The organism is Chryseobacterium sp. CCNWLW53, from assembly GCF_037083525.1.
In the GTDB taxonomy this organism is placed as follows: Bacteria; Bacteroidota; Bacteroidia; order Flavobacteriales; family Weeksellaceae; genus Chryseobacterium; species Chryseobacterium lathyri.
Window position 1 is genome coordinate 61,217 of sequence record NZ_JBAOJR010000005.1, and the last position, 25,938, is coordinate 87,154.

Genomic DNA, 25,938 nt, shown 5'->3' on the forward strand with positions numbered 1-25,938 from the left:
ATTTTTTGTTATTTAAAATCCATTCCTGAAGGCTGTTTAATGAAAAACAGCCTTGGAATGAATAATTATAGTTTAATCGGGACAAGTTTGTGTACTCATGCATTGCCAGCTAAAATTGATTCCGCCATCAATTGAAGTATAAACTTTCAGGCAATTATTTGTTGTGTCATATACCATCATTCCTTCTACAAAATCTGCCGGAGCAATTCCTACAGGATTTCCTGAACCGTCAAATGGTACTCTGTTTATTACAAACCCTTTAGTTTTAGATTCCAAAACCAACCATGCTCCTTTACGAACCATCGGCCAGTTGTCAGGATCATTTGCCCCAGCTCTGCTTAGAGATGTAATTCCCGCCTTGCTGTCCAGAGCTGCACCGGAAGTAATTCCAGGTTTATAACAATATGATGTACTACAGTCGTTAACAACAACGCTGACAGGAGGAGATGTTCTGCTTCCGTTACTGTCTGTTACAATCACATAATAATAATTGGTTACCGGAACAGAAGATGCCGGCGGCGTATAACTTTCAGATGTGGCTCCAGCAATCATTGTCCCTCCAACATTACTGTTAGTTGCATTACTGTACCATTGGTAAGTAAGTGTACCTGTACCTGTTGCTGAAACTGCAATGGCTGCAGGTGCTGCATTTGTACATACCGTTTGGCTATCAGGAGTGAGATATTTAATAACAGGCGGCTGAGGAGTAATACTTGCCGTACACATCGCTATTAAGGTACCGTTATATCCACCCGCTCCATTTATAGTTAAGGTCGTAAAAGCGTTCGGTGCACTTATTTTAAAGATTCCTCCACCGCCTCCTGCTTCAACAGGAGCCGCAGACCCAGAGTTTATTGTATTACCCGTAATAGTAGAATAACAAGAGTTATCAGAAAAAACCGATACCGCTCCGCCATTGGAATTGAAAATAAAGTTTTCATTCCCCAGTCCACCTGTAGCAGATAATACCAAAATCAAATCATTAACAGGTTTATTAAAAGTAAAGGTTACAGACCATGCCGAAGCTGCTGTAGCAGCACCATATGAGCCGCTACCAACCCATAAAGATCCGGCATTAACATTGATGGCTCCATAACAGCTGCTATAACTAGGGCCATAGGTTGTTACTGAACCAGAAGATACTGTAGTTACCTGCACTCCGTTTACAGTTATCACTCCATTAGGAGGTATATTGGCAGTACCTGAACATGTAATTGGAAAAGTAACATGAAGCCTGTAATCTTCAATCTCACCACGATATGCATTTACTGCATAGGCACCTGTAGTCAGGCCGTCTCCAACAGCTCTTTCATCATAAGCAGTGGTAACTGTATTGTCAGCAAGAATACCATCTGATAACCTCAGGCGTAAATATACATCTGAAGCTGCTATATTAGCAGTATTAGTTCCTGCCCATGTAAGGATAGCAGTTCCATTTACAGTATTAGTAGGAACTGAAACAGATGCAACTTCCTTGCTTTCAAACACACCATTATTATTGATATCGATCCAGCCATATAATACTTTTGCTGTTCCTATAACGTTCGTTACTTTTACTGGTAAAGAAAATGCTGTTCCTCTTATTACTTCATGTGCACTAGGATCTATTCCATCTTCGTCCAGTCCGTCACCGTTAGTTGTGTTGTTATCAGTATCTGCCGTTACACTTTGTGCAGAAGGTTCTATGTCCGGAGTTGTTCCTATCTGCAGTGCTATACTTGAAATTTGTCTTGCAGGGATCAAAACCGCACCCGGTTTTTCATAACTCACAGGAACATCCCCATAATCCAAATCGGTAGTTACCGAAATGGTATAGTCCTCAATCTCACCATTATATATCACAGGACTGGCTGCATATTCTCCTGTAATAAGGCCATCAGCAAGTGCTCTTTCATCTACCAATAGACCGGGAGCACCTGTAACAAAATCGGTAAGAGTTCCTTCTGATATACGTAAACGCATATATAATTGGCTTGGATTTCCAACAATATTAGTAGCTGTTGTTACCCAGTTCAAAACTACACTTCCCTGATTGGTTCCAGCAGGAACAGATACTGTAGCAGCTTCTGAGGCTTCAAAGCTTCCATTGTTGTTAAAATCTATCCAGCCAAATAAAGTTTTTGCAGCGCTTGTACTGTTTGTTGCTGCAATATTTAAACTATAACCGCCACCAGATACTATAGGTCCCGGTACAGTTCCGTCTTCATCGTCCTGTCCATTGGTGTCATCTCCCAAAGCATTACCTGCCTGTATTTCTTTTACAGACTCATAATCTGCAGGATTATTACCAAGATACAGTCCCTGGCTGGAAGCCTGTCTTGCAGGAGCCACAACACTGGTTCGGCTTGTTTCATAAGAAACCGGAGCAGCATCTCCATAATCTAAATCAGTAATTACTGGTAAAAGATAATCTTCCACCTCACCACCATAGGCTATACCATAAAGGCCTGTACTTAAGCCATCTCCTATAGAACGTTCATCTACCAATGCACCTGGTACCCCTGTAATGAAATCACTCATAGAAAGATTTTCAGATACACGCAGACGCATATATACCTTAGTAACTCCCACAGGAATAGTATTGGTATTAGTTCCTGTCCATAAAAGTGTTGCTGTTTGTTGAGACGCAGAAGTTGGCATTGAAACTGAAGCTAACTCAGAAGATTCAAATCTTCCATTATTATTAATATCAATCCATCCATATAGCGTTTTGGCAGCACCTGTATTATTCAGTATACTCACTTTGGAATAGTAGTTAATTCCCTTATAAACAGGCATTACTGAAGCAATACCATCTTCATCCGTACCGTCACCGTTGGTTCCGTTATTATCAGCATAAGCTGCTACAGAGTTTGGAACAGATTCAATATCTACTGTATTACCCAATCTTAAGGTAGAAGACGAAGCCTGACGTGCGGGCTGGTATACAGGTACTGCATCCCTTGTATATTCGTACAAACTAGCAGGTACATCACCATAATCATATAAGTTACTCACCAGAAACTGATAATCTTCAATTTCTCCTTCATCAACACCCTGTCCAAAACTTCGTGTATCTATCAATACAGCATTAGCACTGTTACTATTTGTAAGAGCAGTACCCGAAAGACGTAATCTTACATAAGTTTTTCCTGCTGATACTACAGAAGCAGATGCATTAGTGGAATTCCAGGTCAGAGTAAAGTTACTTGTTGTACCCGCTGTTACAGATGCAGAAACTGTTGCTGCTTCATTTCCGTTAAATATACCGTCTCCGTTAATGTCAATCCATGCATATAGGTTCTTCGTACCAGTAACTGTGGTATTGATAGGTACGGTTAATGTAAAAGGAGCACCGCTTGTAATAGTTTGAGGGGTAACTATCCCATCTTCATCTGCACCGTCTCCATTAGTCCCGTTATTATCAGCTCCCGGAGCTACTGCATTATTAGTAAGCTCATAGTCAATTGTCGAACCAATAGTAAGCTCAGGTATTATGCTGTTGGTGTGAGATGCAGGAATTCCATTTTCATAACTTCCCGGTACATCACCATAATCTCTTGTTATTGTCAATTGATAATCTTCTGTTTCTCCTAAAGATGCAGAAGCATATACCCCTGTGCTCAATCCGTCTGCAATAGCTCTTTCATCCACTACAGCTGCATTAGTGCCTGTGGTAAGATCTGAAATCGTTACTTCTGCATTTGGTTGTATCAATCTCAATCTCATATACACTTTTCCAGTCGAAGCCGCAATGGTGTTAACTTGAGCCGCCGTAAAGCTTATATTCGCTGATACAGCATTATTGGCAACTGATGCTGTAGCAAACTCACTTCCTTCAAATCTCTCATTGTTATTGAAATCAATCCAGGCGTATAAAGTAGCTGCAGCACCTGTTGTATTATTTACTCCTACGGTGTATGTATTTACAGCATTTGTGCGGATACGCAACTGATCCTGAGAAAGGCCATCGTCAGAAGCTCCATCACCATTTGGGGCATTGTTATCTGTTCCAGAAGCTACAGAAGCTGGGCCTTGTTCCAGCGTGTAAAACATTCCTAAAAACAATGCATCTGTTGCAGAATTTCTTGCAGGTTTAAAATTAGCAGGATTTCCCAACCCATCTTTATCCATTTCATAGCTTTCCTGAGCGTCTCCAAAATCCAAATCTCTAATTACCGCAAAACGATAGTCTTCTACTTCTCCATTGGCTGGAGTAGTATAAATACCTGTATTAGCAGCGTCAGCAATTGAACGTTCATCTACAGCTGTTGTAGCAGTATTATCTGTACCTGCAGTCTGCGTCAGCCTGATCCTTACATACAGATTATTGATCCCGTTCGGAACTGTATTCGTCTGTGTTCCTCTAAACCAAAATGTTTTTATAGAAGTACCTACAGCGACAGACTGATAACCTGTAACCGTACCTGTTGCCAGTGTATAAGCAACTTCATTGGCTTCAAATTTTCCGTTGTTGTTAAAATCGATCCATGCAATAACAGACGAAGCAGTCTGAGCTGTAACCGGTACTGAAAAACTAAATGGAGCCGCCTTTGTAATGACAGGAAGGGCTCCGGAAAGGCCATCTTCATCAATGCCATCTCCATTGGTTCCATTATTATCATTACCAGCTGTAACACTCTGCGCAGTCTGCTCGTTATCTATAACAGAACCAATCGTATATTGAGAGGTAGTAATCTGTCTTGCAGGATATGCCACCCCCGCATTATTGATCTCATAAGAAGCCGGAGCATCTCCAAAATCATACAGATCTACCGGGAGTTGATAATCTTCAACCTCTCCAAATGCTATTAATGAGGAATTAGTAGATACAGTAGCTGATGTTGCTCCATTCCCAACACTTCTTTCATCAATCAATGCCCCTCCACTTGCAGCTGTAGTAAAATCTAATAAATTTAAATTAGAAAGCCTCAACCTTAAATAGATCTTCGTAGCTCCTGATGCAGCGGCTGCAGTTTGAGCAGCGCTCCATGTAAGGGTTACATTAGTTGCACTTACTGCTGTTATGCTTGTCGGAGTTGCAGATGCAATCTCATTTAACTGGAAATGTCCGTCTCCGTTAAGATCCAGCCAGCCATATAAATATTTAGTCCCTGTTAAGGTAGAAGGAATGCTTACGGGTACTGTAATACTGTATGCCACCCCACGGCTTACACTTGTTAAAGTTGTAATACCATCTTCATCTGTACCATCTCCATTTGTTCCGTTGTTGTCTGCTCCTGCAGCAATGCTGTTCGGAGCATTTTCTATATCCCAAATTGTTCCTATGCTAAATCCTGAAAGTGGAGCATGCATTGCTGGCAAAGGATTTCCGTCTTTGTCATTTTCATAAGTGGATGGCGCATCTCCGTAATCAAAAGTGTCAACTACTTCAATCTGATAATCTTCAACTTCGCCATTTGCTACGGTAGGATAATCAGCTGCATTCACTGTGCTTGCAGCCCCATTTCCGATACTTCTTTCATCAACGAGCGCTCCTCCAGAAGCTGCTGTAGTAAAATCAGCCAGCGAGCGGTCTGAAAGTCTCAGTCTCATATACAGCTTTGTTACGCCGGTTACCAAGGTTGCTGTTTTAGCAGCAGACCATGTAAGTGTTTGTGTCGTAGAGCCTGTAGCCGTGAATGTTATAAATGCATCAGATAATTCACCTGCCTGAAAAAGACCATCATTATTGAAATCGATCCAGCCATATAAATATTTTGTTCCGGACGGATTGGTTACCGGAACACTTAAAGTATATGGTACTCCCTTTCTGATTTGGTTTGCTGAAACAGTAATTGCATCTTCATCAGAACCGTCTCCATTGCTTCCGTTGTTATCGGCTCCCGAAGAAACACTGCTGGGAGCAAGTTCCAGATCAGGAACAATACTTCCCAGGGCTAAACCCGATAATAGTGTGTGTGTAGCAGGTACATATACCCCATCTTTTGTATTGTCATAACTTATCGGTACATCCCCATAGTCATAGATTGCTGAAGCAAGGCCCGACCAGCTTGTGGCAACCGTAATTCCATCAATATCTAAAGCAGGTGCATTGGCCGCAATACCCTGATAAAGCTGCACTGCTGAGAATGAAGCGGTATCTGCCAGGGTTCCGGTATGCAAAATATCTGCACTTCCCGGTTCTGAAGCTGTAGATGGGTTTACATACAGTTTAACAATATCGTTGGTAGTTCCTGTTACCTGTTCGTATTTCAGAACAATTCTGATATTGGTATTGAAAGGTCTTTCAGTAGATTCATATTCTACGGTCCCAGTTCCTGCGGAAGTAGTTCTCAATACTCCAAAGCTAAATCCGGCCCCGTTGCTACGGATATAAAGTCTTGCTATAGAAGTCGTAGTATTTCCGAGTGAAAGGAAAAAATCTCCTGTACTTTGTGCTGCCGTAACATTAACAACAGCACTGGTATAAATCGCAGGAGTAGTTGCATTTAATACCGCACTTGTAAATGTACGGTAAACATCTTGTCCTGTTGCTGTTAAAGATACCTTATTCCCAAAATTATTGGCAATGGTTCCCGGATAAGCCAAATTCCCGGCAGATACGGTAGCACTGGGTGAGCCAGCTGCCAATTGAATCCAGTTGGCCGTTGTAAGTATTGTCCCGGAAGTATAATTAAAACTCTCGGTCAGCAGATTTTGTGACTTTATGGTGGTAAAACCACCTAATGTCATCAAAACAAACCATGCCAACCTGAGATTATGCTTCTGGAAAAAATTGATTTTTGGTTTCATAAAAATTAGTATTAATAGATAATATTTTAAAGCTTAAATTGCTTTTAATGAAAGAGTTACGCTAATATTAACAACTCTTGACATTGTAAGTTGCCCAACTAGATTTCATTTTTCTTCATTCTTTAATGTGCTTTTAATTGTTAGTATTAATAATTTATTGTTTCACAGGGATCTTAAGCTTATGAAGCTCATTTTTTAATATTTAATCATCAGTACTCCCCTTCCCGAGATACGGTATAGGCCTCCTTCCGGTAATGTCTTGTCTGTCTGTGCCAGTAATTCACTGTCATACACAGGACAGCCTTCTATAATGGCAGGGGTAATATCAGCAGCCTTTTTAATTATATGAAGCTCTGCAGAAGCTGGTTTACCGGTGAGCTCCGAGCGGTCTATGGTTTTCAACACACCATTGGCATCCGCAACCACAACCCTATCATTTGGATTGGTACTGATATAGTCCGGGCGCTGGGAAGCCTGCAGAGTTTGCCATGCTGCGAGTGGACCATACCCTAATGCATCTATACGGACCCCTCCTAATATCAGATCTAATCTTTGGGTGGGATTCCTGTAAAATGAATCTCCATTAGGATCTGCACCAAGAGCCCAGTTCCCTTTTTCATCCATAATAGCACGGTAAGCATTTCCTGCATTTGAAGCTGCACTGCCATCACTGTTGGCTCCTGAAGTTCCCAGCCATATCTCTCCTCCTACAGAGGTATACTTTCCTGTTCTTAGAACTATCCCGGCACGTTGTTGGGTAATTAAGCTTCCACCACCATAAGCACTGCTTGACGTTGAAGTATGTCCTTCAAAGGCAGTGATTGAAGTTCCGTTTGGTCTTGCCGTCCTGGCTCCGATACTCCCGCCAGAGATGATATTGCGGTGCACAATTGCCTGTGCATTGTTGGTCGTGGCTAAACTATAGTTAACATCCAGATCGGTGTTAGCCTGAAAAGTGATCTTATCATCAAGCTGATTCGCACCAATCACTATATCACTGGGAGAATATCCGATCCCGATTCTACCTTTTGGAGTGATAATGAGATCATCCAATACCTGAACTGCATTTGGAGCAGCTCCCACGGGATTATCTTTTACAGCATCAATGTGAAAGGTCCCGATGCCCTGATTGGTTCCTACGGCCACATTTCCTTTCTGGTAAATATCTTGGGTGTTGAGTGTGGCCTCGGTACTGCTTGCCCGAACCATCCAGGGTTCTGTTGTACTTCCACTACCTGCTCCTTTGACTTTCTGCCATAATGTACCATCGAAGTAATAATAACCCGGGGAGTCAATATAGGTTCTGGGAGTATTGGTATCTCCACCCGCAATATCAGTAATATAGATAAGAGCAGCTGTCTGGTCTGTTCCGTATACTGCTGTACTGGCTGTAAGTTCCGCTCTCGTAAGGCGTGGAGCCTGTAAACCTATTGATTGGGTATTGTCTGTGATATTCCCGGAGCTATCTCTCTTGGCACTTACATCCAGTGTTGTTTTCGGATTCTCAGTATGGATACCCACTTGACCTGAGACCATACCAAAAGCCATATAAGCAATGGATAGGTATATTTTTTTCATTTTTTTATGTTTTTGTTATTTTGTTGAGTATTTATTTCTATAATCTTTTACTTAGTACCAGCAGCCATAGTGCTTGCTTGCTATTACTGTTGCAAGCCATTTCTAGCTAAAACCTTTTTACAGGTCTGAGCTTATTTCCGGTTCTATTTCAGAGAAATGACCGCTTTCAAGATTTTAAAAGACATAGATGCCAAATTCTCAGCTACAATTAAGAATAATGCACCTGATGTTCTTATTTGTTTTTTGAGAATCCTGTGAAAATGGTAAGGCAATCAAGACTTCTGCATGCCTGAAATATGGCTCGATGGAGGTGGCCGTATTACAGAAAAAGAATATAATATCCTGTTCTTGTATTGTTCCGATAGTTTTTCGGGTGATAATTTGCAGGAAAAAGTAAAATCTTTATCCTGTTGAACTCCTGTTTGGAAGTAAACCAACAAAGTAGGATTGTGAACAGGAACCGAAATAAGGCAACTCCCCTTTTTGAAAGATGTAAAATGCTGATCCGGCCCGGTAGAAAAATTACATGAAGGAACTTCGGCTATTTTATTTTTTTTAACTTCCGGTTCAGGAGAATGTTTTTTCTCTGTTTTAATATTTGAGCTAGTGGATTTGGGTGCAGGCACTTCAATTTGTGCTGCCAGATGTAATGTGTCATTTGCAGTGAGAACTTCTGAAAAATTCTCAGCTGTCCTGGCTTCTGCCTTTTGACAAATGAAAGTTCTATTTTCTACAATGATTGTTGTTCCCTCTCCTATGTAGATCTGTCCAAAAATATTATTGCAACACAAAAACCACAGTAAAACTGTAAACAATTTTCTCTCTATAAGGAGCTTTTGGTATTTACTCCATTTTATTTGTGTTGCTTTCATCATTTGGTTAGTGGAAAAAGGAGTCTTATCTAGACTACTTTTCTCATCAACTCATTTAAAATAGGACACCTTATAAAAAAGATCAATAAAATGAATATCTAAAAGATCATTTTCACATTTCAGGGTTTCGAGATCTTTTAATCAATTCTATTGATAAGGAATTTGAACATAAGTAAAATGAATTCAGCTTGATCAAATTTCAATTTAATGGTGTAATTAATTAGGAATTAATATCATTTAATTAATTAATAAACAATGTTTTATGTAAATATTTATTGATCAAATTATTAGGAATAAAGGATTATTATTTCTGAATTCATTACAACTAATAATGCTTCCGCACTAAATACGTACGTAGATTTGCTGACATTAAAACATGCTTTATTAACACAAAATTCATGTTCAATAAGTAGTCTAGATAAGACTCCTTTTTATCGTAATTTCGTTGAACATTAACATTAAATTTATTTTCAACGATGGATTATTACTACTTTCTTTCTCCTTGTACAACATCTCAATTTTGTGGTATAGACCTTAGGCTCACAGATGAAACCCTGAAAATCAATTATCTCTTTCATCTTTCTTTACGAATTGGCAGTGAAGAATGGGATATAGAAAAGCAGCGCCCTAAAAATATCTATCTGAAAAAATATAAGTTATTGAATGCTAAGCTAGACAGGATAAAAATTCTTATAACTGAAAGCATTAAGGAAAGAATAAAGAAAAAGAAGATCCTTACCCAAAAGATCCTGGCATCACAGATCAAAAAGTACTGCTATCAAAAAGAAACAGAGCATCAGGAAAACAATTTATTGTTCTATGTGAAAGAATATATCGGGAAAAAGAACGGACTGATCTGCCATTCTACCATGAAGCGGTATAAGGTTTTTCTGCGTCTTCTGGAACGCTTTGAAGGCTACACCACTCAAAGAATCCTGATTGAGAATGTGAATTCTGAGTTTGTAAAAGATTTTCTACAATTCGGAAAAAAAGAAGAGTATTGCGAAAGTACACTTCACAGGACCGTATACTTTGTCAGAACGATTCTCAACTTCGCGGCAAGAAAAGGTATACGAACATATACCGAAGAATTAGTAGTGAAAAAATTTGCCCCACAGGGAACGATAATGACTCTTTCTGAACAGGAACTTAATAAAATAGAGGAAATGGAAGTACCAAAGGAACTCCAGGATGCCAAAGGATGGCTAATTATCAGCTGCTATACCGGACAAAGAATTTCAGATTTCATGAATTTTTCCAGGGAACAACTTCAGTTTATCGATGGAAAGCTATGCTTATCATTTTTTCAAAAAAAAACAAAAAAGCATATACTACTCCCACTTCATCCGAATATCAGAAAAGTGATGGAACAATATCAGGACAATTTTCCCAAATATTTGTCACCTCACCTTTATAATAGCCAGATAAAGGAAATTGCAAAACTTTCCGGTCTCAATGAGGTTCTGAGAACAAGAAAAAGACGGGGATTTAGAAGTCAGATTGAAAATGTAGAAAAATGGGAGGTTTTGACGAGCCATATTGGAAGAAGAAGCTTTGCGACCAATTTTTATGGAAAGATTCCAACTCCCTTATTAATGCGCGCAACAGGCCATGCAACAGAACAAATGTTTCTCAATTATATCAATTACCAACAACAGGTGATTTCGCTAAGTGAGCACTTTGAAAGGTTAGCAGGATAATCTTATCATACATTATGGAAATTTTTTAGGTGATGATATTGAAATTAATATGATTCGGATCCTTTTATAGATGTTATTACTTCTTATCATCTTGGATACTATTGATATTGTATGGTTTTATAGGCATCAATGATTTATATAAAAAGACCAATGCATGATGATAATGAAGCGATAGCAGGTCTGGCAAAGAATGTGGGCATGGTCTTCTTCTTCCTTACGAGGTTTGGTGCGGGCGCCACGATGTATGCAAGGAGACAGGTGACCAACGTGGCCTATAAAGTTATGAACGATGCCAATTTTCATACCCTGCCAAGTGAGATAAGGACCGTTATCACCCATCTTACCAGCGAGGCGGAGATTGCCGTAGCAACCTTTAAATCCAAGTTAAGAGACCTTGACCTTGAGAAGAAGAATCTTTTCAACGGTTTTGTAACTTGAACTCTGACCTGCAAAAGGCTTTCCACGCAGGATTTTCTAAGATGAGCACCGTCAATCTCACATTGCTTAACAATGAGACCAATGCCGTAGCCCGTTGGAGCAGTATGTACAACAGATAGGAAGATCTTGGATATATTGATAAAGCAGGATAGAGTAGATTCAATTGTGAAATATTATACCGGAGCTACACAAATAAGCCGTGAGAAAAAATTCTGCACGGCATATTTTATGAATCTAACTAAGTTTTTTGGGGGGATAAATTGTCTATTTATTATTTCAAATATTTTTCTTTCAAAACTGTAATCTCTCTTGGTCCGATTCCCATTTCGACCTGAAAAAAATTTTCGACACTTCCGTATTTTTTGTTAATAGCTGCGAAAAAGTTTCTTATTAATTCAGGTCTCAGTTCCATTTGCTGTTTGATTTCTGTTTCTGTCATTCCCGACATTTTGGATAGTCCGGAATACATGGTTTTCATGGTCGGATTTTTGGCTAAATAAAAATTAGAAGCGACGTAATCGTTTTCAATTATATCTTGCGGAACACCCAGAATTTTCAAAAATAACGCTGAAGCCATTCCTGTTCTATCTCGACCGCCTGTACAATGAAAAAGCAATGCTTCATCTGGTTTTAATGTTAATAATTGAACAAATAAAGCTCTGTATCTTTCCCCGAAATATGGAATGCCGCCATCGCCATACATATCAAAAAGGAAATTTTTATCTTTCAGGAATTTTGCCATATCCTGAGCAGTCGGAAGATTATTACTACCTGCCGGACAAAGAATATAACTTGTATTTTCAGGAAGCCTGTCCTGTGCTTTTTTAGCTTCTTCAACACCCCTGAAATCTACAACAGTAACTATTTTTTTAGCCTTAAAAGTTTTTAAATCTTTATCGGTAAGTTTGTCGATGGCATCACTTCTGAAAACTTTCCCCAAAACTACTTCTTTTCCATCGGTTGTTTTGTAACCTCCTGTATCTCTGAAATTATATGCTCTCTCCATCTTTACCACTCTGCGAAGACTGTCTTTAATTTGTGCGTTTGCTGTTGCTCCAAAAGTTGCAATCGCCAATGTTAATACTATTTTTTTCATAAATAAAATTTTTAAAATATTTGCCAGCGAACTCCCAATTGTCCTCTGCTTCCGTACCATTCGTTTGATGTTACTCTTTTTTTGTTGTCGCCCATGTAAAGCCTTAAGCTTTCGTTGCTCAGATTATTTAATTCAATGAATAACTTCACTTTTTTACTGATGTCATAACTCGCGGAAAAATCAATGGTAAAATTTTTATCAGACCAGATATAATAATTAGGACCTAAATTTTGATTGATCGTTTCAACGGATTTTCCTCTGTAATTTCCTGCAAGCCGAACCATTATTTTATTGCTTTCATAATAAAGAATTGCATTGAAAAGGTTTTTAGACTGATTCGGAAGCGTGGTTTTATCAAAATACTGAACTCCATTTGCCGTTCTCGGAACATCAACGCTTGAATCGATGAATGTATAATTAAATTCAACTCCAAAACCGCTCCAGAATCCCGGTAAAAAATCAAGACGTTTATTGATTCCCATCTCAAATCCTAACAAATTGGAATCCTGAAGATTTTTTGCCTGAGTGACCATATAATCAGTTCCGTTAAGATTTATAATAGAGGTGTCTGAAAATACAATGTCTGAGATTTTTTTGTAAAAGACACCTCCTGAAAGAATACCTATATTGTTGAAATAATATTCACCCATCAAGTCAAAATTATGACTGAAAGTCGGCTGCAGATCTGGATTTCCTCTTGTAATTCTGTTCGGGCTTGAAGTATTGTCAATGCTCGATCCCGGAGACATATCTCCGAAATTTGGTCTGATAAATGATCTGGTATAAGCAAACCTCAGACTTGCCTTTGGTGAAAAATTATAACGTAAATGAAGCATCGGAAGAAAAGCATTATAGTTACTTTCCACAATTGATTCACTGATTACCGTTGTGACAGGACTACCTTCTTTAGTTGCCTTTGCTCCGTTTAGAGTTAATCTTGTGGCTTCATTTCTGAAACCTCCGATGATTTTGAACTTATCACTTGCTTTGATTTCAGCCATTGCGTACGCTGCAAAGACATTTTCTTCTCCTGTGTAAACACTTGTTGCATTGGCTTCTGCATTTGAAAAATCTTTAAAACCATTCTGCTGCAAAAATTCTGGAGAATACATCTGGAAAAGCTGATCTTTTGTCGGCGGATTCATGATGTACTGGCTGTAATCTCCGTTCATTCCGTTGAGAAAAGCGGTTCCTTTTGGAGCATCGGTCGTGGTAAGCTGAGAAAGAGTAAGAAGAGATGTCGTTGTCGGTACAAAGACAGCATTATATCCATAGCTGCTATTTCTGTCCTTTTCACGATATTTTGCACCAATTTTTAATGAGATATTCGGATTTATATCATATTTTAAATTAACTCTGGCGATTTTATCTCTTTCATTATTATCCAGTTTTGAAATAACCAATTGAGAAAGCAATAATTTATCAGGGCGCATTACTTCATTCGGATTGGCTGCGTCAGAGCTGTAATCCAGATACTCCCCTCCTATTCCGTTGGGTGAATCGAAGCTCCAATACCGTTTTCCGTCGCTAGAAAGATTGGTAAATCCTCCCGTTATTTTTTGTCTGAATGTCGCAATCGGAAGTCCTTTAATATCATTTGTCGGCGGAGTATCAAGAAAATATTTTGCCTGATAATCGCTTAGCATCCAGTCGATATTTAATTTTGAAGAAATGCTGTGCTCACCGCCCAACTCCATTCCGTATAATTCTGTCTGATAATGAGAATATCTGAAATTGTACTGATAACGGCTGTTGGTATAATCTACATAAGATTCGTAAACCGGACGAATATCATCAAACTTATTGAACATTCCACGGAAATAAATTTTATTATTGGCATTAAATTTATATTCCAGTCCACCATTCAGACCGATCGTTCTTCTCGTTCCCATGTATCGTTTCATCATAATCGTGCTGATGGATTTTTTCTGAACATCATTTGCTAAGCCCGTATTGTAAGTCACATCAAATGAATCTGCTCCCCATTGTCTGTCCCAAATAGCACCCGATAAAATAACTCCCAATTTATTTTTGAAAAAACGGTCTCCGTAAACAATTGAGCCATTATACGTTGCATTTTGAGAGAAAGTATTATACCCTCCCGCGCCACTTATACTTAATGTTTTCTTTGCAGGAGCAGTTCTTGTAATAAAATTGATACTTCCACCGATCGCATCACCGTCCATATCAGGTGTAACGGCTTTTGAAACCTGCACAAACTGAATCAGTTCGGAAGGAATAACATCCAGAACGAAAGATCTGTTTCCTAAAACATTCGCACTTGGAAGACGATTTCCGTTGAACAATGCAGAAGTCCACGCAAAAGGAGTCCCGCGAACGGTCGCCTGATCTGCTTCACCGTGATACCTTGCAACAGCCACTCCCTGAACTCTTTGTACAGCTTCCGCTGCATTTCTATCCGGAAGTTTTCCAATCGCATCGGCAGCAATAACTTCCATGATGGCATTGTTATTTTTCTTGATTTCATAAGCTTTTGCCTGGGTCAAAGCGTTTGGTCTTGAAATTACGACCTGCTCAATATCTTTTACTTCATCCTTGTTTTTCTTTTCTTCGGGAGCAATGGTAATATAACCGATATCGTTTGTTCCTTCTTTTATCGTAACCGGGAAGATTTTTGTTTCATAGCCGATATACTCAACTTTAATATTTATTTCTCCTAATTTGGGTGAAAGAAGATTAAAATCTCCGTCTAATGACGAAACAGCTTTAGCCTCGGCATCTACAATCGAAATGTTAGCTCCCGGAAGCGCTCCGTTTGTTTTGCCGACCACAGTACCTTTAATAGTCTGTGCATGAATGGTTCCCAAAGAAGCCATCAGGAAAAATGCAGAAATCTGTATGATCCGAGATTTTTGTTTTGAAAAACCAATAGAATTATTCATAGGAATTTTTTTGTGACAAAATTGGGCGAATCGAAACCCACATTCGTCCAGAAGAAAAAACCATATTCAGACAACGTGTCACTCGTTAGATCGGTACTATTAAACCATTAATTTTCAGCAACTTAAAATAATTAAATTATTTGTTATTTATTTATGAACCCAATATTAAATCGGAAATTCAATTTTTAATAGATAAATAATAGACTCCTGAATGATACAATGAAGATTTTGCATTTATTTTGTGGAAACATAAGGAAGGATGCAATATATAGTTATCATTGGGGCTTTTCAGGCGTTGGTGGCGCTTTGGCTTTTACAGTTCAGAGAGAGAAAATCACCTTCAAATTACTTGTTTATCTGCCTGCTTTCTGCGATTGCCGTTCATCTCATTATCAAGTTTGTTATTTTTAATTTTATTCCTGACAAAAGTATCAGACAGCAGATGAATACTTTTATTGGTGCGTCTTACGGCCCGTTGATCTATCTGTATGCTTTAAGTAAAACAAAAAAAAAATTTTCCGTTACGAGTAAATGGTATGCTTTTATTCCACTATTTATTTTGATGATCGGTTATTTGACGGTTTCCTGTGTATTTTTTGTCCTCAATCATGTTGATCAGAAACTGCTTGACCTTTACAATGATTTCAGTTTGATCGTTCTTTTTACGGTTAATTTATACTATCCTTTAAAAAGCATTATCATCATTAATAAAAATCAATTTAAAACCACTGAAAAGACTGAATACAATGTAATTACACGAATTTCTCACTGTATTCTTTTTATGGAATGCGGAGTGATAATTTCAAAAACATTGCTTTATCTTTATCCTGAAGAATCTCAGCTTATTAATATTTCGATAAGAACAGTAGCTTACTTTCTATTGCTGGTGATCTGTCTTATAATTGTGAGAAAAAGCCTTACAACTGAAATTAGCCATTTTCAGGAAATCAGTTTTCAACATAATTTTAAAATCCCTGTTAATCAACATTCTGATGAAGAAAAGCCATCATTAAATACAGTTGATTATGAAATAAAATTCAGTGAACTTTGGCAGAAAATGGATCAGTCTGTGAGGCAAAAACAGTTGTACAGAGACTGTGACCTGAATCTGGATCAATTGGCGTTAAAAACCGAGATCAACAAGTACCAAATAAGCGAAATGCTGAATGGGTACAAGCACAAGCCTTTTTATCGCTACATCAACGAATACCGAATTGAATATTTTAAAAATATGATTGAAAAAGCCATCCAAGAAAATAAAAATATAAATTTTTTATCGTTTGCTTATGAAGCTGGATTTAAATCAAAATCTTCATTTAACCGTTATTTTAAGGACATAATCGGTAAAACCCCTTCTGAATATTATAAAAACTTAAGGTGATGATATACTTGAATGTACTAAATAATAACAAAGAGCAAGATCTTATTCGATTCTTAATTCAGCTTATGATTTATGAACAGTAATTGCTTGAAAATATAATATGATACATTCAAGTATATCATCACCATTATTTTAATCCTTATTTTTCAATTTAAGACCTCGGTATTCCAATGGCGTTTGTCTTGTTCTGGCTTTAAAGTAGCTCCCGAAAAAAGAGGCATTGGAAAAATTAAACTCATCAGCAATTTGCGCAACAGTTAGACTTGAGCTTTTCAGCATACCTTTAACAGCCATTATTACGATTTCATCAATCCATTCTCCTGCAGTTTTTCCGCTTGTGTCCTTTATTATTTTTGAAAAATATTTAGGCGTCAAAGAGAGCATATCTGCATAAAAACTTACATTCCTATCATTTTTATAATGTTGAAAAAGTAAAGACATAAAAGTTCTGTAGATATCCTTTTGTCTGGATTTTTTTGGAACATTATCTAAAACCTGAAGTTCTGAATAACATTGTAATAATAAAAAAATCAATGAATGAAGCAGATTTTTTACAATCTCTAGGCTATATGTTGTACTTTTTTCATATTGCATTACAATGAATCCGTGGAGCGCAAGCAGTTCTTTAAATATAATTTCGTCTACAGAAAAAACAGGCAATTGCTGTACCTCGTTTCCTATTACTCCGAATTCTTTTGTCAGCTGAATATCAGAGATAAAATCGAAAGAGCATATAATAAATTCGATCTCAAAATCTTCACTTTGCTCCTCGATCTGAACAAGCGAACTGGGAAGAATAACCCCAACCATATTCGCCTCCACCACATACCGTGTAAGATTTACAGTAATGACAGCTCGTCCTTTTGTACAGAATGTAAAACCAATACCTTCCAAAATATGAGGGTATTTCCAGTCAAAACTAAAACTTCGGATCGCTGAGGATTTTTGAGAAACGATTAGATCCTCTATTTTAGAAAATACATTATTTTCTGCATTCAGCTCTTCAAAACTGATACGTCTAAAATAATCAAGATTTTCCATCATTATTTTTTTGATGGTGTAAAATTACAAAAAAACGACTTTTTGAACATTACTACCTACTAAAACATCAGCAAACAAAACCTTTATATTCTGAATTTTGCTGATCAAATGAATTACAGAATTATGTTACAACTAAAAAATAATGGCATATTGACTATTCTGACGGTCAGTGCATTCCTTTTTTCCTGCGAAAAAAAAACTGAGCAATCTTCCATCTCGCCAGCGAAAGTTAAAACAAAGATTATCCATTACGATAATTTATCTACCCAACAGGAATATATCGGAACCGTTGAAAGTGAAAATACGCTTGAGGTCAGTTTTCTGGTCTTAGGGACAGTAGAATACATGTATCTCAATGAAGGGCAGAGAGTAAGCAAAGGACAATTGCTTGCGAGCCTTAATACATCTTCATTGAAAAGTGCACACAATCTGACATTGGCAAGCCTAAGACAGGCGGAAGATGCATACAGAAGACTTTCAACAATGTATAAATCCGAAAGCTTACCCGAAATTAAATTGATAGAAATAAAAACACAATTAGAGCAAGCAAAAGCTAATGAAGCAATAGCCCGTAAAAATCTAAATGACGGAAACCTTTATGCTCCGCAATCCGGAGTCATCAGCAGACGCTTGGTAGAACCGGGAAGCAATGTAATTCCGGGATCAGCGGTCTATCAGATAATGGATATCAGTTCAATAAAGGTAAAAGCGGCCATTCCGGAAAATGAGATCTCAAAAATCAACAGGGGCACATCATGTAATGTAAAAATTGCCGCACTGAATGATGAAAGTTTTCAGGGAACTGTTATCGAAAAAGGCGTTTCCGCAAACCCAATATCACATACTTATGATGTTAAAATAAAAATTGATAATTCCTCAGGAAAAATAATGCCTGGAATGGTTTCTAAAGTCTATCTAAACTCTTCTGGAAATAACGAAAAACATATTGTTGTTCCGTTAAAATCTATACAGGTAGACCATACCGGAAAACGTTTTGTATGGGTAAGATCAAAAGAAAACAAAGCCCAATATAAAGCAGTAATAATGGGTAAACTTTACGGAAATAATGTTGAGATCGTCTATGGATTAAACGAAGGAACAGAAATCATCACCGAAGGTTACCAAAATATAAGCAACGGTGCACAAGTGATCACAAAGAACAAAGATTAATCGGCTATGGAAAACAAAAAACAAAAAGGATTGATCGCTTTGGCAATGGAATACAACAAAATTGTACTATTGCTGGTATCTACCCTTATCATATTCGGAGTTTATGCACTCTTTAAAATGCCTAAACAGGAGTTTCCCGCATTCACTATACGTCAGGGTGTTGTCGTGGGAGTTTATCCTGGAGCTACATCTGCAGAGGTGGAAGAGCAATTGGCAAAACCTCTTGAAAAATTTCTTTTTACCTACAAGGAAGTTAAAAAATCAAAGACATACTCCATGTCGAGGGATGGCATCGTATATATTTTTGTGGAGCTGAATGATGAAGTGAGCAATAAAGACGAAGTCTGGTCTAAAATAAAACACGGGCTCAGCACTTTTAAACCACAGCTTCCATCCGGAGTGTTAGCAGTTATTGCCAATGACGATTTTGGAGATACTTCTGCATTATTGATTGCCTTAGAATCTGACACAAAAACTTACCGACAGCTCAATGACTATCTCGAAAACCTTGAAGGGCGACTAAGGGGAATTGAATCTGTTTCCAATCTCAGACGCTTTGGTGAACAAAAAGAACAGCTAAGCATTTACATAGACAAGGAAAAGGTGGCAAGCTATGGCATCAATCTTTTTTCCCTTTATCAAACACTTCTCACCAAAGGGATCACAGGAACTTCAGGTGTTGTGGATAATAATGAACTCGTGGTCCCTATCCATATGGAGCGACCATTCTCTTCTGAAAAGGATCTTGAGGAGCAAATCGTATATTCAGATCCGCAAGGCAATAATATCAGGCTCAAAAATGTTGCTACCGTGGTGAGAGAATATCCAAAACCCACAAGCTACACCGTCAGTAACAATAAAAAAGCGCTCATCCTCTCCACTGAAATGCGCTCAGGCTATAATATTGTGGATTATGGAAAAGATGTTGATGCGGTGCTGAAACAATTTGAAAAAACGCTTCCAGACGATGTAAAAGTATATCGCATTGCCGACCAGCCTAAAGTCGTACAGACTTCTATTTCTTCATTTTTAGAAGAATTGCTGATTGCTATTATTGCCGTGGTATTGGTCGTAGTTGCTCTATTACCTTTGAGGGTTGCAGGCGTTGCAGGTTCTACGATTCCGATCTCTATTTTCATTTCTTTGGCATTGATGTTCGCCTTTGGAATAGAACTCAATACAGTGACATTGGCAGGATTGATCGTTGTATTGGGAATGATCGTAGACAATTCTATTGTTATTATCGACAGTTATCTCGAAAAAATTGATGAAGGGATACCAAGAAAAGAGGCCGCCATTGAAAGCGCCCAGGAATATTTCAAAGCTATCTTTTCGGCAACATTAGCGATAGGATTAACGTTCTTTCCTTTTCTTATCACGTTTACCGGACAGCTTTATGATTTTTTAATAATGTTCCCCTGGACCATACTTATCACGCTTTCGGTTTCATTGGCGGCAGCTGTATTGTTAGTCCCTTTCCTCCAATATACATTTGTGACCAAAGGTTTGCACAGTGCTGAAAATAAAAGCCGCAAAAAAGGAAAATCATTTTTAGACAGACTTCAATCTGTTTATGACAGCATTTTGGGAGCAGTCTTCCGTTTTCCAAAGATCACCTTCATTCTGGGAATAGTATCGGTCGTTTTAGGGATCTTCCTTTTCACAAAAATTCCTTTAAAATTAATGCCTATTGCTGAAAGAGACCAGTTTGCAGTAGAAATCTATCTCCCCCAGGCAAGTTCTCTGGCTCAAACTGAAATGGTTGCAAAAGACCTGAACCGTATTCTTGAAAAAGATAAAAGAGTAAAATCTATTACCTCATTCATCGGCACAAGCTCTCCCCGGTTCCATACGACCTATGCACCAAAAATTGGAGGACCTAATTATGCACAATTCATTGTAAATACAACATCCAGTAAAGAAACGGTTGCGATGCTGGACGAATACAGCACCAAATACGCAAAATACTATCCTAATGCTTATATAAAATTCAAACAGATGGATTATCAGGCAGGTGTAGATGCTGATGTGGAAATAAGACTGAGTGGTGATCATATAGCAGACTTAAAAGCAACGGCAGATCAATTAGAAAGTAAGATCAAAAAACTGAACGATCCTATAAGAGTCCATACCAATTATGAGGAAATCCTTCCGGACATCCAGGTGGCTCTTGACCCTGTAGAATCTAACAGGCTGGGAATCAATGAAGCTGTTTTAGGTCTTGGATTGACATCCAGATTTGGAGGGCTTCCTATAACATCCGTTTGGGAGAAAGATTATAATCTTCCTGTAGTTTTAAAATCCAGATGGGAGAATAAAGACCCACAGATCTCTGATGTAGAGAATGAATATGTTACAGGACTATTTTCTCCGGCAGTTCCCTTACGCCAGGTTGCCAAAGTTACCTCTGGATGGCATGAAGGGCAGATCGTACGTCGAAACGGTATTCGGACACTTTCTGTGTATGTTGATATGAAACGGGGTCGCCGACCGGATTCCACGCAAAAAGAAGTAGAGCAATTTGTCAATGAGCTAACACCAGAATTACAGTCTAAAAATATAACGGTAAGCTATGGTGGCCTTAAAGAAAACACAGCCGAAACGTTACCCAAGATCTTATCCGCGCTGATCATCTCTATTATTATTATCTATTTTATTCTGGTTTTCCATTTTAAAAAGATAAAATTGGCTACTCTGGTCTTTGTATCAACATTATTCAGCTTATTGGGTGCCGCAGCAGGATTATTAATGATGGACATGGAATTTTCTTTAACATCTGTATTGGGTCTTGTGAGCCTCATCGGAATCATCGTAAGAAACGGGATCATTATGTATGATTACATCGAAGAATTAAGGCATAAGCAATCGATGTCTGTTTACGAAGCCTGCATAGAAGCCGGAAAAAGAAGAATGCGCCCTATTCTACTCACTTCTCTGGCGGCATCTATGGGAGTCATTCCCATGATCATCAGCAAAAGTCCGCTTTGGGCACCAATGGGAACTGTGATCTGTTTCGGAACGCTGATATCTATGATCTTTATCCTCATCATGCTTCCTTTGATCTATTGGTTCGCCTATAAGAATGAAGATAAGAAAACTACTTATCAGATTGCTTAAAATATAAGTTCAATCAATTAATAATTAAAAAAATGAATAAGATCATCATATCAACACTGGCGTTATTTTCAACGTCAGTGTTTGCCCAAACGCTCACCATCGAGAAAAGTAAGGAACTGGCACTTCAAAACAGCAGATCCGTAAAGAATAGCATCCTTGAAACGTCAGCCGCCAGAGAAACAAAAAAAGAAGCCTATACCAAATACTTCCCAAGTGCATCTGCATCGGTATTTGCTATGAAGGCTATCAATCCTTTATTGGAAGTCAATATGACAGGAGGAAATCTTCCGGTGTATGATGGAAACCCGGCTAACCTGGCAGCAGCAACACAATTTGCTTATTTTCCGGGCGCAAACATCAGTCTTTTCAATCAAATGGGACTCGGTGCCGTCAATATCCTTCAGCCGGTGTATGCAGGAAATAAAATTAAAACAGCCAATCAACTGGCATCCCTGAACGTTGATGTAAAGCAACATCAGCAAAAAATTAACGAAAATGAAGTGCTTATAAAAACAGAACAGCAATACTGGCAGGTCATTTCTATTTTAGAAAAACAAAAAACATTGCAGAATTATGAGAAATTTCTGGAATCAATGTACAAACAGATAAATAATGCTTTTAAAGCCGGTATGATCATTAAAAATGATCTTCTCAAAGTACAGATCAGCCAAAGCGAACTGAAGGTCAGTAAAAATAAATTGGAAAATGGTAAGAAATTAGCACTGATGCAGTTCTCACAGACCATTGGAATTCCTTATTCCGCAGACATTCATTTAAATAGTGATCTATTGGAGCCCCAACCTCCTGTGGCTTTTTATGTGATTCCCTCTGACGCGGTGAAACGTCGTTCGGAATATGTTCTACTCGAAAAATCTGTGCAGGCATCCGAATTACAACAGAAATTAACAAAAGGAGATTACCTTCCCCAGCTGGGTATTGGTGCCACAGGATATTATCTGGATCCTTTTTTAAAGGGACAAAAAGGAGACTTTAACGGATTACTTTATGCATCATTATCTATACCTATAACAGATTGGTGGGGGGCAAAACACAAAATGAAAGAGCAGGAATACAGAACTCAGATTACTGAAAATAATCGTATGGAGAATATTGAGCTTCTCGGCTTACAGATAGAAAAATCCTGGACCGACCTTAATGAATCCTACGACAAGATCATTCTCTTAAAAGAAACTTTGCAACAGGCAGAAGAAAATGTACGGGTGAATAAAAACTCATACGATAATGGTCTGATTCAGCTTTCTGATCTTTTGGAAGCACAAGCCATAAAAGTTGAAACTGAAGATAAACTTACAGAAGCTAAGACTCAGTATAAGATTAATGTTACCAACTACCTGCAAGTAACAGGAAGATAAATATTAAAGTTGCAGTTGGTTTTCTTTCAAAAATCAGTTTTAAATATGAGTACTGACTGCAATATTTTTAAATAAAAAAATGCTCAAAAACAAAAAACAGGCTATTGAAGGTGGATTATCATTTTCCAACGGTGACTGGACCATTACAAGGATGGCGAAGATGCCGCTTATTGCTGATCCAAGGTATTCAATGGACGAGGATAAATCCAGAGAAATGGAAAGAAATCTTCGAGAAAATGTAAGTATGACCAATCGAGAGCCGTATCCGCAGGAACATGAGATTGGGTAGTCTAGAAAAAAAGCAATAGAATCCAATTAAAAGAAGGTTAATAAAATTGTGGATACAAAACTAAAATTTAAAAGGTAGTGATGTACTTAAATGTACACTTTGTTTTATTGTAAACTTAGCAACGAAAAAGATGAAACAGATTTCTAAATTTAGCTAAATTCGAAAAAGAAATTCTTAATTTCTCACACCTTAAGTTTCATAAAACGATGTAAACTAAGCAATTTTGAGTTAATAAAATTTTCTTACTATGAAAAAAATTTACATGCTTTCAGCCTTCTTGTTTTTAAGCAGTCTGAATGCTCAAACTAATCTGAGGGTTCTCACCGGTTGGGGAACAAGGCTTTATGATATCAACAACAATGGAAACGCTGTGCATTCCGGAGGCTATTACAGCTACTCTACAGGTACAAGTACCCCTATAGAGCCTGTTGCCGATGCAACAAACCGGCTGAATAATACAGAAAACATAGCTGGGAGTATGCCTTTTACAGCTGCGGATGGTTCCGATTTGAGCCAGGCTGCTTACCGTAAAAACGGAAGCTGGACAGCTATTGGCTATTTCTCCGGAGACACACCGGGAAACAGCTGGTTTGGAGAAGCAAAAGGAATTTCAGCAAACAGCGTGTATGTAACCGGACAAATGACTTCAGGTAATGCGGGGAACAGTTATCCATTTATTTATAATACCGAAACTAATATACTTACCAAACTTACGGGTGACCTACTGTACACTAACGGCCGCGGGGCTGATGTCAATGATAACGGAGTCGTAGCCGGCTGGATAGACCGGGAAGACCTTTTCGGCGCCGGAACTTTTCGGGTGCCTGCTTATTTTGATCAGAATGGAGGTGCACATTATATAGATTTCAGCAATCCGGAATACGGAGAAGCCAATGATGTGAATAATGCCGGACAAGTAGTTGGTTACAAAGGGAGTAAAGCTTTTATTTATAATATTAACGACAATGTATATCAAGCCTTTGATGCTCCGGCAGGATATACTGATGCTGTGTTTGTATCAGTATCCGAAAATGGTACCGCTGTAGGATATTGCGGAATGATCGGAGACAGAGAAGTAATTATTTATCACCCTTCTTTAGGAGCAAGTCCTATATTACTTACTGATTTTTTAACTTCTCAAAATGTTCCTATTACTACGTTCGATACAAAGCTTGGCACCGGAATGGGAATATCGCCGGACGGTAAGTACATTTGCGGATTTGATAATACTATCCCTCCTATATTTGCTGCAGGATGGATCGTTAAATTAGACAATTCGATACTTTCTGCAAGTGATATAAAGAATAATAGTCTCAAATTTAATATTTATCCAAATCCCGTACAGGATATTCTCAATATTTCAAGCGAAAAAATAATAAAAACAATATCTATATACGATGTAAACGGCAAAATGCTGATAAAAGACCAGGCAATTAATAAAATAAATGCTAAAATTGATGTATCTATACTGATTACGGGTGTATATCTTGGTAGTGCAACCTTGAATGATGGTACTATTAAAACTTTTAAGATTATAAAAAAATAGATATACAACTTCGGAAACAGTAAGCAAATGCTTTCCATTTAACTGTAGTAATTATTCTTTATTACAAAAAACAGCTTATCTCTTTATGGGATAAGCTGTTTTTATTTATTATCAACTACTTTGTTGAGGATATAATCTCGTCCACTCTAAGGCTTCCAAAAACTCCAGACAGTACCATTATAAACAGCCAATTGTTTTTTTATGGTATCATATACTATCATTCCAGCAGAAGGACTGATAATATTCAAATGCGGATTGGCAACTTTAGGCAAAACCATGGCTTTGTTATCATCGGCCAAAACCAATATTCCTTGCGTAGTATCTGTTCCTCCTAAGGTCGGACTGATACAAACCTTTGCTCCCGGTTGCTCTACTCTATCAATTGCTTGAATACTCAAATCTGCAATCCCTGTTGTATCAACGCTCAGATCAAACCATGTATTTACATCTTTTAAATATTTTACTTTATTATCTGAAGTGTCAAAAAGTATAGTCCCGTTCTCAGTAATCCCTGTTTTATCTGTTACATAAGGGAGAAGAAGTCCCTTATTTTCGTTATCTCCGAACTGCAATGAAACAGAGCCATTGGTTACGCTTTCTCTACTTATTCCTATTTGTGCTTGTAAAAATGCACCCGTTAGAAACCCAGCTATTATTATTATATTTTTAAACATTTTAATTTTAATTTTAGTGAAAATT

14 protein-coding genes and 1 pseudogene are annotated in these 25,938 nt (G+C 38.0%); 8 read left to right on the forward strand and 7 right to left on the reverse strand.

Annotated features, from left to right (window positions below; genetic code table 11):
* Window positions 1-72: 72 nt before the first annotated feature.
* The 3 genes from V6R96_RS16395 to V6R96_RS16405 all read right to left on the reverse strand — a co-directional run bounded on the left by V6R96_RS16395 (window position 73) and on the right by V6R96_RS16405 (window position 9,188).
* Window positions 73-6,735 carry a GEVED domain-containing protein gene (locus V6R96_RS16395; RefSeq protein WP_336379585.1) on the reverse strand — a complete coding sequence of 2,221 codons (6,663 nt, stop codon included), beginning with the start codon at window positions 6,733-6,735 and terminating at the stop codon, window positions 73-75.
* A 195-nt stretch (window positions 6,736-6,930) separates the two neighbouring features.
* A complete protein-coding gene (locus V6R96_RS16400; protein WP_336379586.1) occupies window positions 6,931-8,313 on the reverse strand; it encodes a hypothetical protein in 1,383 nt (460 codons plus the stop codon).
* 272 nt (window positions 8,314-8,585) lie between these two features.
* The gene (locus V6R96_RS16405) at window positions 8,586-9,188 is read right to left on the reverse strand and encodes a hypothetical protein (RefSeq protein ID WP_336379587.1); all 603 of its coding nucleotides are present in this window, start codon (window positions 9,186-9,188) and stop codon (window positions 8,586-8,588) included.
* Between the two features lie 473 nt (window positions 9,189-9,661).
* On the opposite strand from V6R96_RS16405, the gene V6R96_RS16410 reads away from it, so the two are divergent.
* Together V6R96_RS16410 and V6R96_RS16415 are read left to right on the forward strand one after the other, a co-directional pair.
* Complete coding sequence (locus tag V6R96_RS16410; protein WP_336379588.1) at window positions 9,662-10,885, forward strand: tyrosine-type recombinase/integrase; 1,224 nt, start codon at window positions 9,662-9,664, stop codon at window positions 10,883-10,885.
* A gap of 129 nt (window positions 10,886-11,014) precedes the next feature.
* A complete protein-coding gene (locus tag V6R96_RS16415; protein WP_336379589.1) occupies window positions 11,015-11,323 on the forward strand; it encodes a hypothetical protein in 309 nt (102 codons plus the stop codon).
* Between the two features lie 271 nt (window positions 11,324-11,594).
* Here the strand turns inward: V6R96_RS16415 and V6R96_RS16420 are convergent, their stop codons facing one another.
* Window positions 11,595-12,419, reverse strand: coding sequence for a tyrosine-protein phosphatase (locus V6R96_RS16420; protein ID WP_336379590.1), 825 nt, complete (start codon window positions 12,417-12,419; stop codon window positions 11,595-11,597).
* A gap of 11 nt (window positions 12,420-12,430) precedes the next feature.
* Window positions 12,431-15,322: a TonB-dependent receptor gene (locus V6R96_RS16425; protein ID WP_336379591.1), complete on the reverse strand. Its 2,892-nt coding sequence runs from the start codon at window positions 15,320-15,322 to the stop codon at window positions 12,431-12,433.
* A 259-nt stretch (window positions 15,323-15,581) separates the two neighbouring features.
* On the opposite strand from V6R96_RS16425, the gene V6R96_RS16430 reads away from it, so the two are divergent.
* On the forward strand, window positions 15,582-16,703 hold the full coding sequence (locus V6R96_RS16430) for an AraC family transcriptional regulator (protein WP_336379592.1): 1,122 nt from the start codon (window positions 15,582-15,584) through the stop codon (window positions 16,701-16,703).
* A 132-nt stretch (window positions 16,704-16,835) separates the two neighbouring features.
* Here the strand turns inward: V6R96_RS16430 and V6R96_RS16435 are convergent, their stop codons facing one another.
* Window positions 16,836-17,747: a helix-turn-helix domain-containing protein gene (locus V6R96_RS16435; RefSeq protein ID WP_336379593.1), complete on the reverse strand. Its 912-nt coding sequence runs from the start codon at window positions 17,745-17,747 to the stop codon at window positions 16,836-16,838.
* A gap of 120 nt (window positions 17,748-17,867) precedes the next feature.
* On the opposite strand from V6R96_RS16435, the gene V6R96_RS16440 reads away from it, so the two are divergent.
* The 5 genes and pseudogenes from V6R96_RS16440 (at window position 17,868) to V6R96_RS16460 (ending at window position 25,239) form a co-directional block, all read left to right on the forward strand.
* Complete coding sequence (locus V6R96_RS16440) at window positions 17,868-18,914, forward strand: efflux RND transporter periplasmic adaptor subunit (protein WP_336379594.1); 1,047 nt, start codon at window positions 17,868-17,870, stop codon at window positions 18,912-18,914.
* A gap of 6 nt (window positions 18,915-18,920) precedes the next feature.
* Window positions 18,921-22,031: an efflux RND transporter permease subunit gene (locus V6R96_RS16445; protein WP_336379595.1), complete on the forward strand. Its 3,111-nt coding sequence runs from the start codon at window positions 18,921-18,923 to the stop codon at window positions 22,029-22,031.
* Between the two features lie 32 nt (window positions 22,032-22,063).
* Window positions 22,064-23,404 (forward strand): TolC family protein, encoded by a 1,341-nt coding sequence (locus V6R96_RS16450; RefSeq protein WP_336379596.1) that lies wholly within the window; start codon window positions 22,064-22,066, stop codon window positions 23,402-23,404.
* A 104-nt stretch (window positions 23,405-23,508) separates the two neighbouring features.
* Window positions 23,509-23,693 (forward strand): annotated as a pseudogene (locus tag V6R96_RS16455) (hypothetical protein); the annotation flags it as partial.
* Window positions 23,694-23,940: 247 nt separating this feature from the next.
* Window positions 23,941-25,239, forward strand: a complete 1,299-nt coding sequence (locus tag V6R96_RS16460; RefSeq protein WP_336379598.1) for a T9SS type A sorting domain-containing protein — start codon at window positions 23,941-23,943, stop codon at window positions 25,237-25,239.
* Window positions 25,240-25,385: 146 nt separating this feature from the next.
* On the opposite strand, the gene V6R96_RS16465 is transcribed toward V6R96_RS16460, so the two are convergent.
* Window positions 25,386-25,913 (reverse strand): hypothetical protein, encoded by a 528-nt coding sequence (locus tag V6R96_RS16465; protein ID WP_336379599.1) that lies wholly within the window; start codon window positions 25,911-25,913, stop codon window positions 25,386-25,388.
* Window positions 25,914-25,938 lie beyond the last annotated feature (25 nt).

Excerpts from the sequence above, each read along its gene's own strand:
- V6R96_RS16395 (WP_336379585.1), bottom strand. The coding sequence starts at position 6,735 with ATGAAACCAAAAATCAATTTTTTCCAGAAGCATAATCTCAGGTTGGCA.
- V6R96_RS16425 (WP_336379591.1), bottom strand. The coding sequence starts at position 15,322 with ATGAATAATTCTATTGGTTTTTCAAAACAAAAATCTCGGATCATACAG.
- V6R96_RS16450 (WP_336379596.1), top strand. The coding sequence starts at position 22,064 with ATGAATAAGATCATCATATCAACACTGGCGTTATTTTCAACGTCAGTG.
- V6R96_RS16410 (WP_336379588.1), top strand. The coding sequence starts at position 9,662 with ATGGATTATTACTACTTTCTTTCTCCTTGTACAACATCTCAATTTTGT.
- V6R96_RS16440 (WP_336379594.1), top strand. The coding sequence starts at position 17,868 with ATGTTACAACTAAAAAATAATGGCATATTGACTATTCTGACGGTCAGT.
- V6R96_RS16405 (WP_336379587.1), bottom strand. The coding sequence starts at position 9,188 with ATGATGAAAGCAACACAAATAAAATGGAGTAAATACCAAAAGCTCCTT.
- V6R96_RS16430 (WP_336379592.1), top strand. The coding sequence starts at position 15,582 with ATGCAATATATAGTTATCATTGGGGCTTTTCAGGCGTTGGTGGCGCTT.
- V6R96_RS16445 (WP_336379595.1), top strand. The coding sequence starts at position 18,921 with ATGGAAAACAAAAAACAAAAAGGATTGATCGCTTTGGCAATGGAATAC.
- V6R96_RS16465 (WP_336379599.1), bottom strand. The coding sequence starts at position 25,913 with ATGTTTAAAAATATAATAATAATAGCTGGGTTTCTAACGGGTGCATTT.
- V6R96_RS16420 (WP_336379590.1), bottom strand. The coding sequence starts at position 12,419 with ATGAAAAAAATAGTATTAACATTGGCGATTGCAACTTTTGGAGCAACA.
- V6R96_RS16435 (WP_336379593.1), bottom strand. The coding sequence starts at position 17,747 with ATGATGGAAAATCTTGATTATTTTAGACGTATCAGTTTTGAAGAGCTG.
- V6R96_RS16460 (WP_336379598.1), top strand. The coding sequence starts at position 23,941 with ATGAAAAAAATTTACATGCTTTCAGCCTTCTTGTTTTTAAGCAGTCTG.
- V6R96_RS16400 (WP_336379586.1), bottom strand. The coding sequence starts at position 8,313 with ATGAAAAAAATATACCTATCCATTGCTTATATGGCTTTTGGTATGGTC.
- V6R96_RS16415 (WP_336379589.1), top strand. The coding sequence starts at position 11,015 with ATGATTTATATAAAAAGACCAATGCATGATGATAATGAAGCGATAGCA.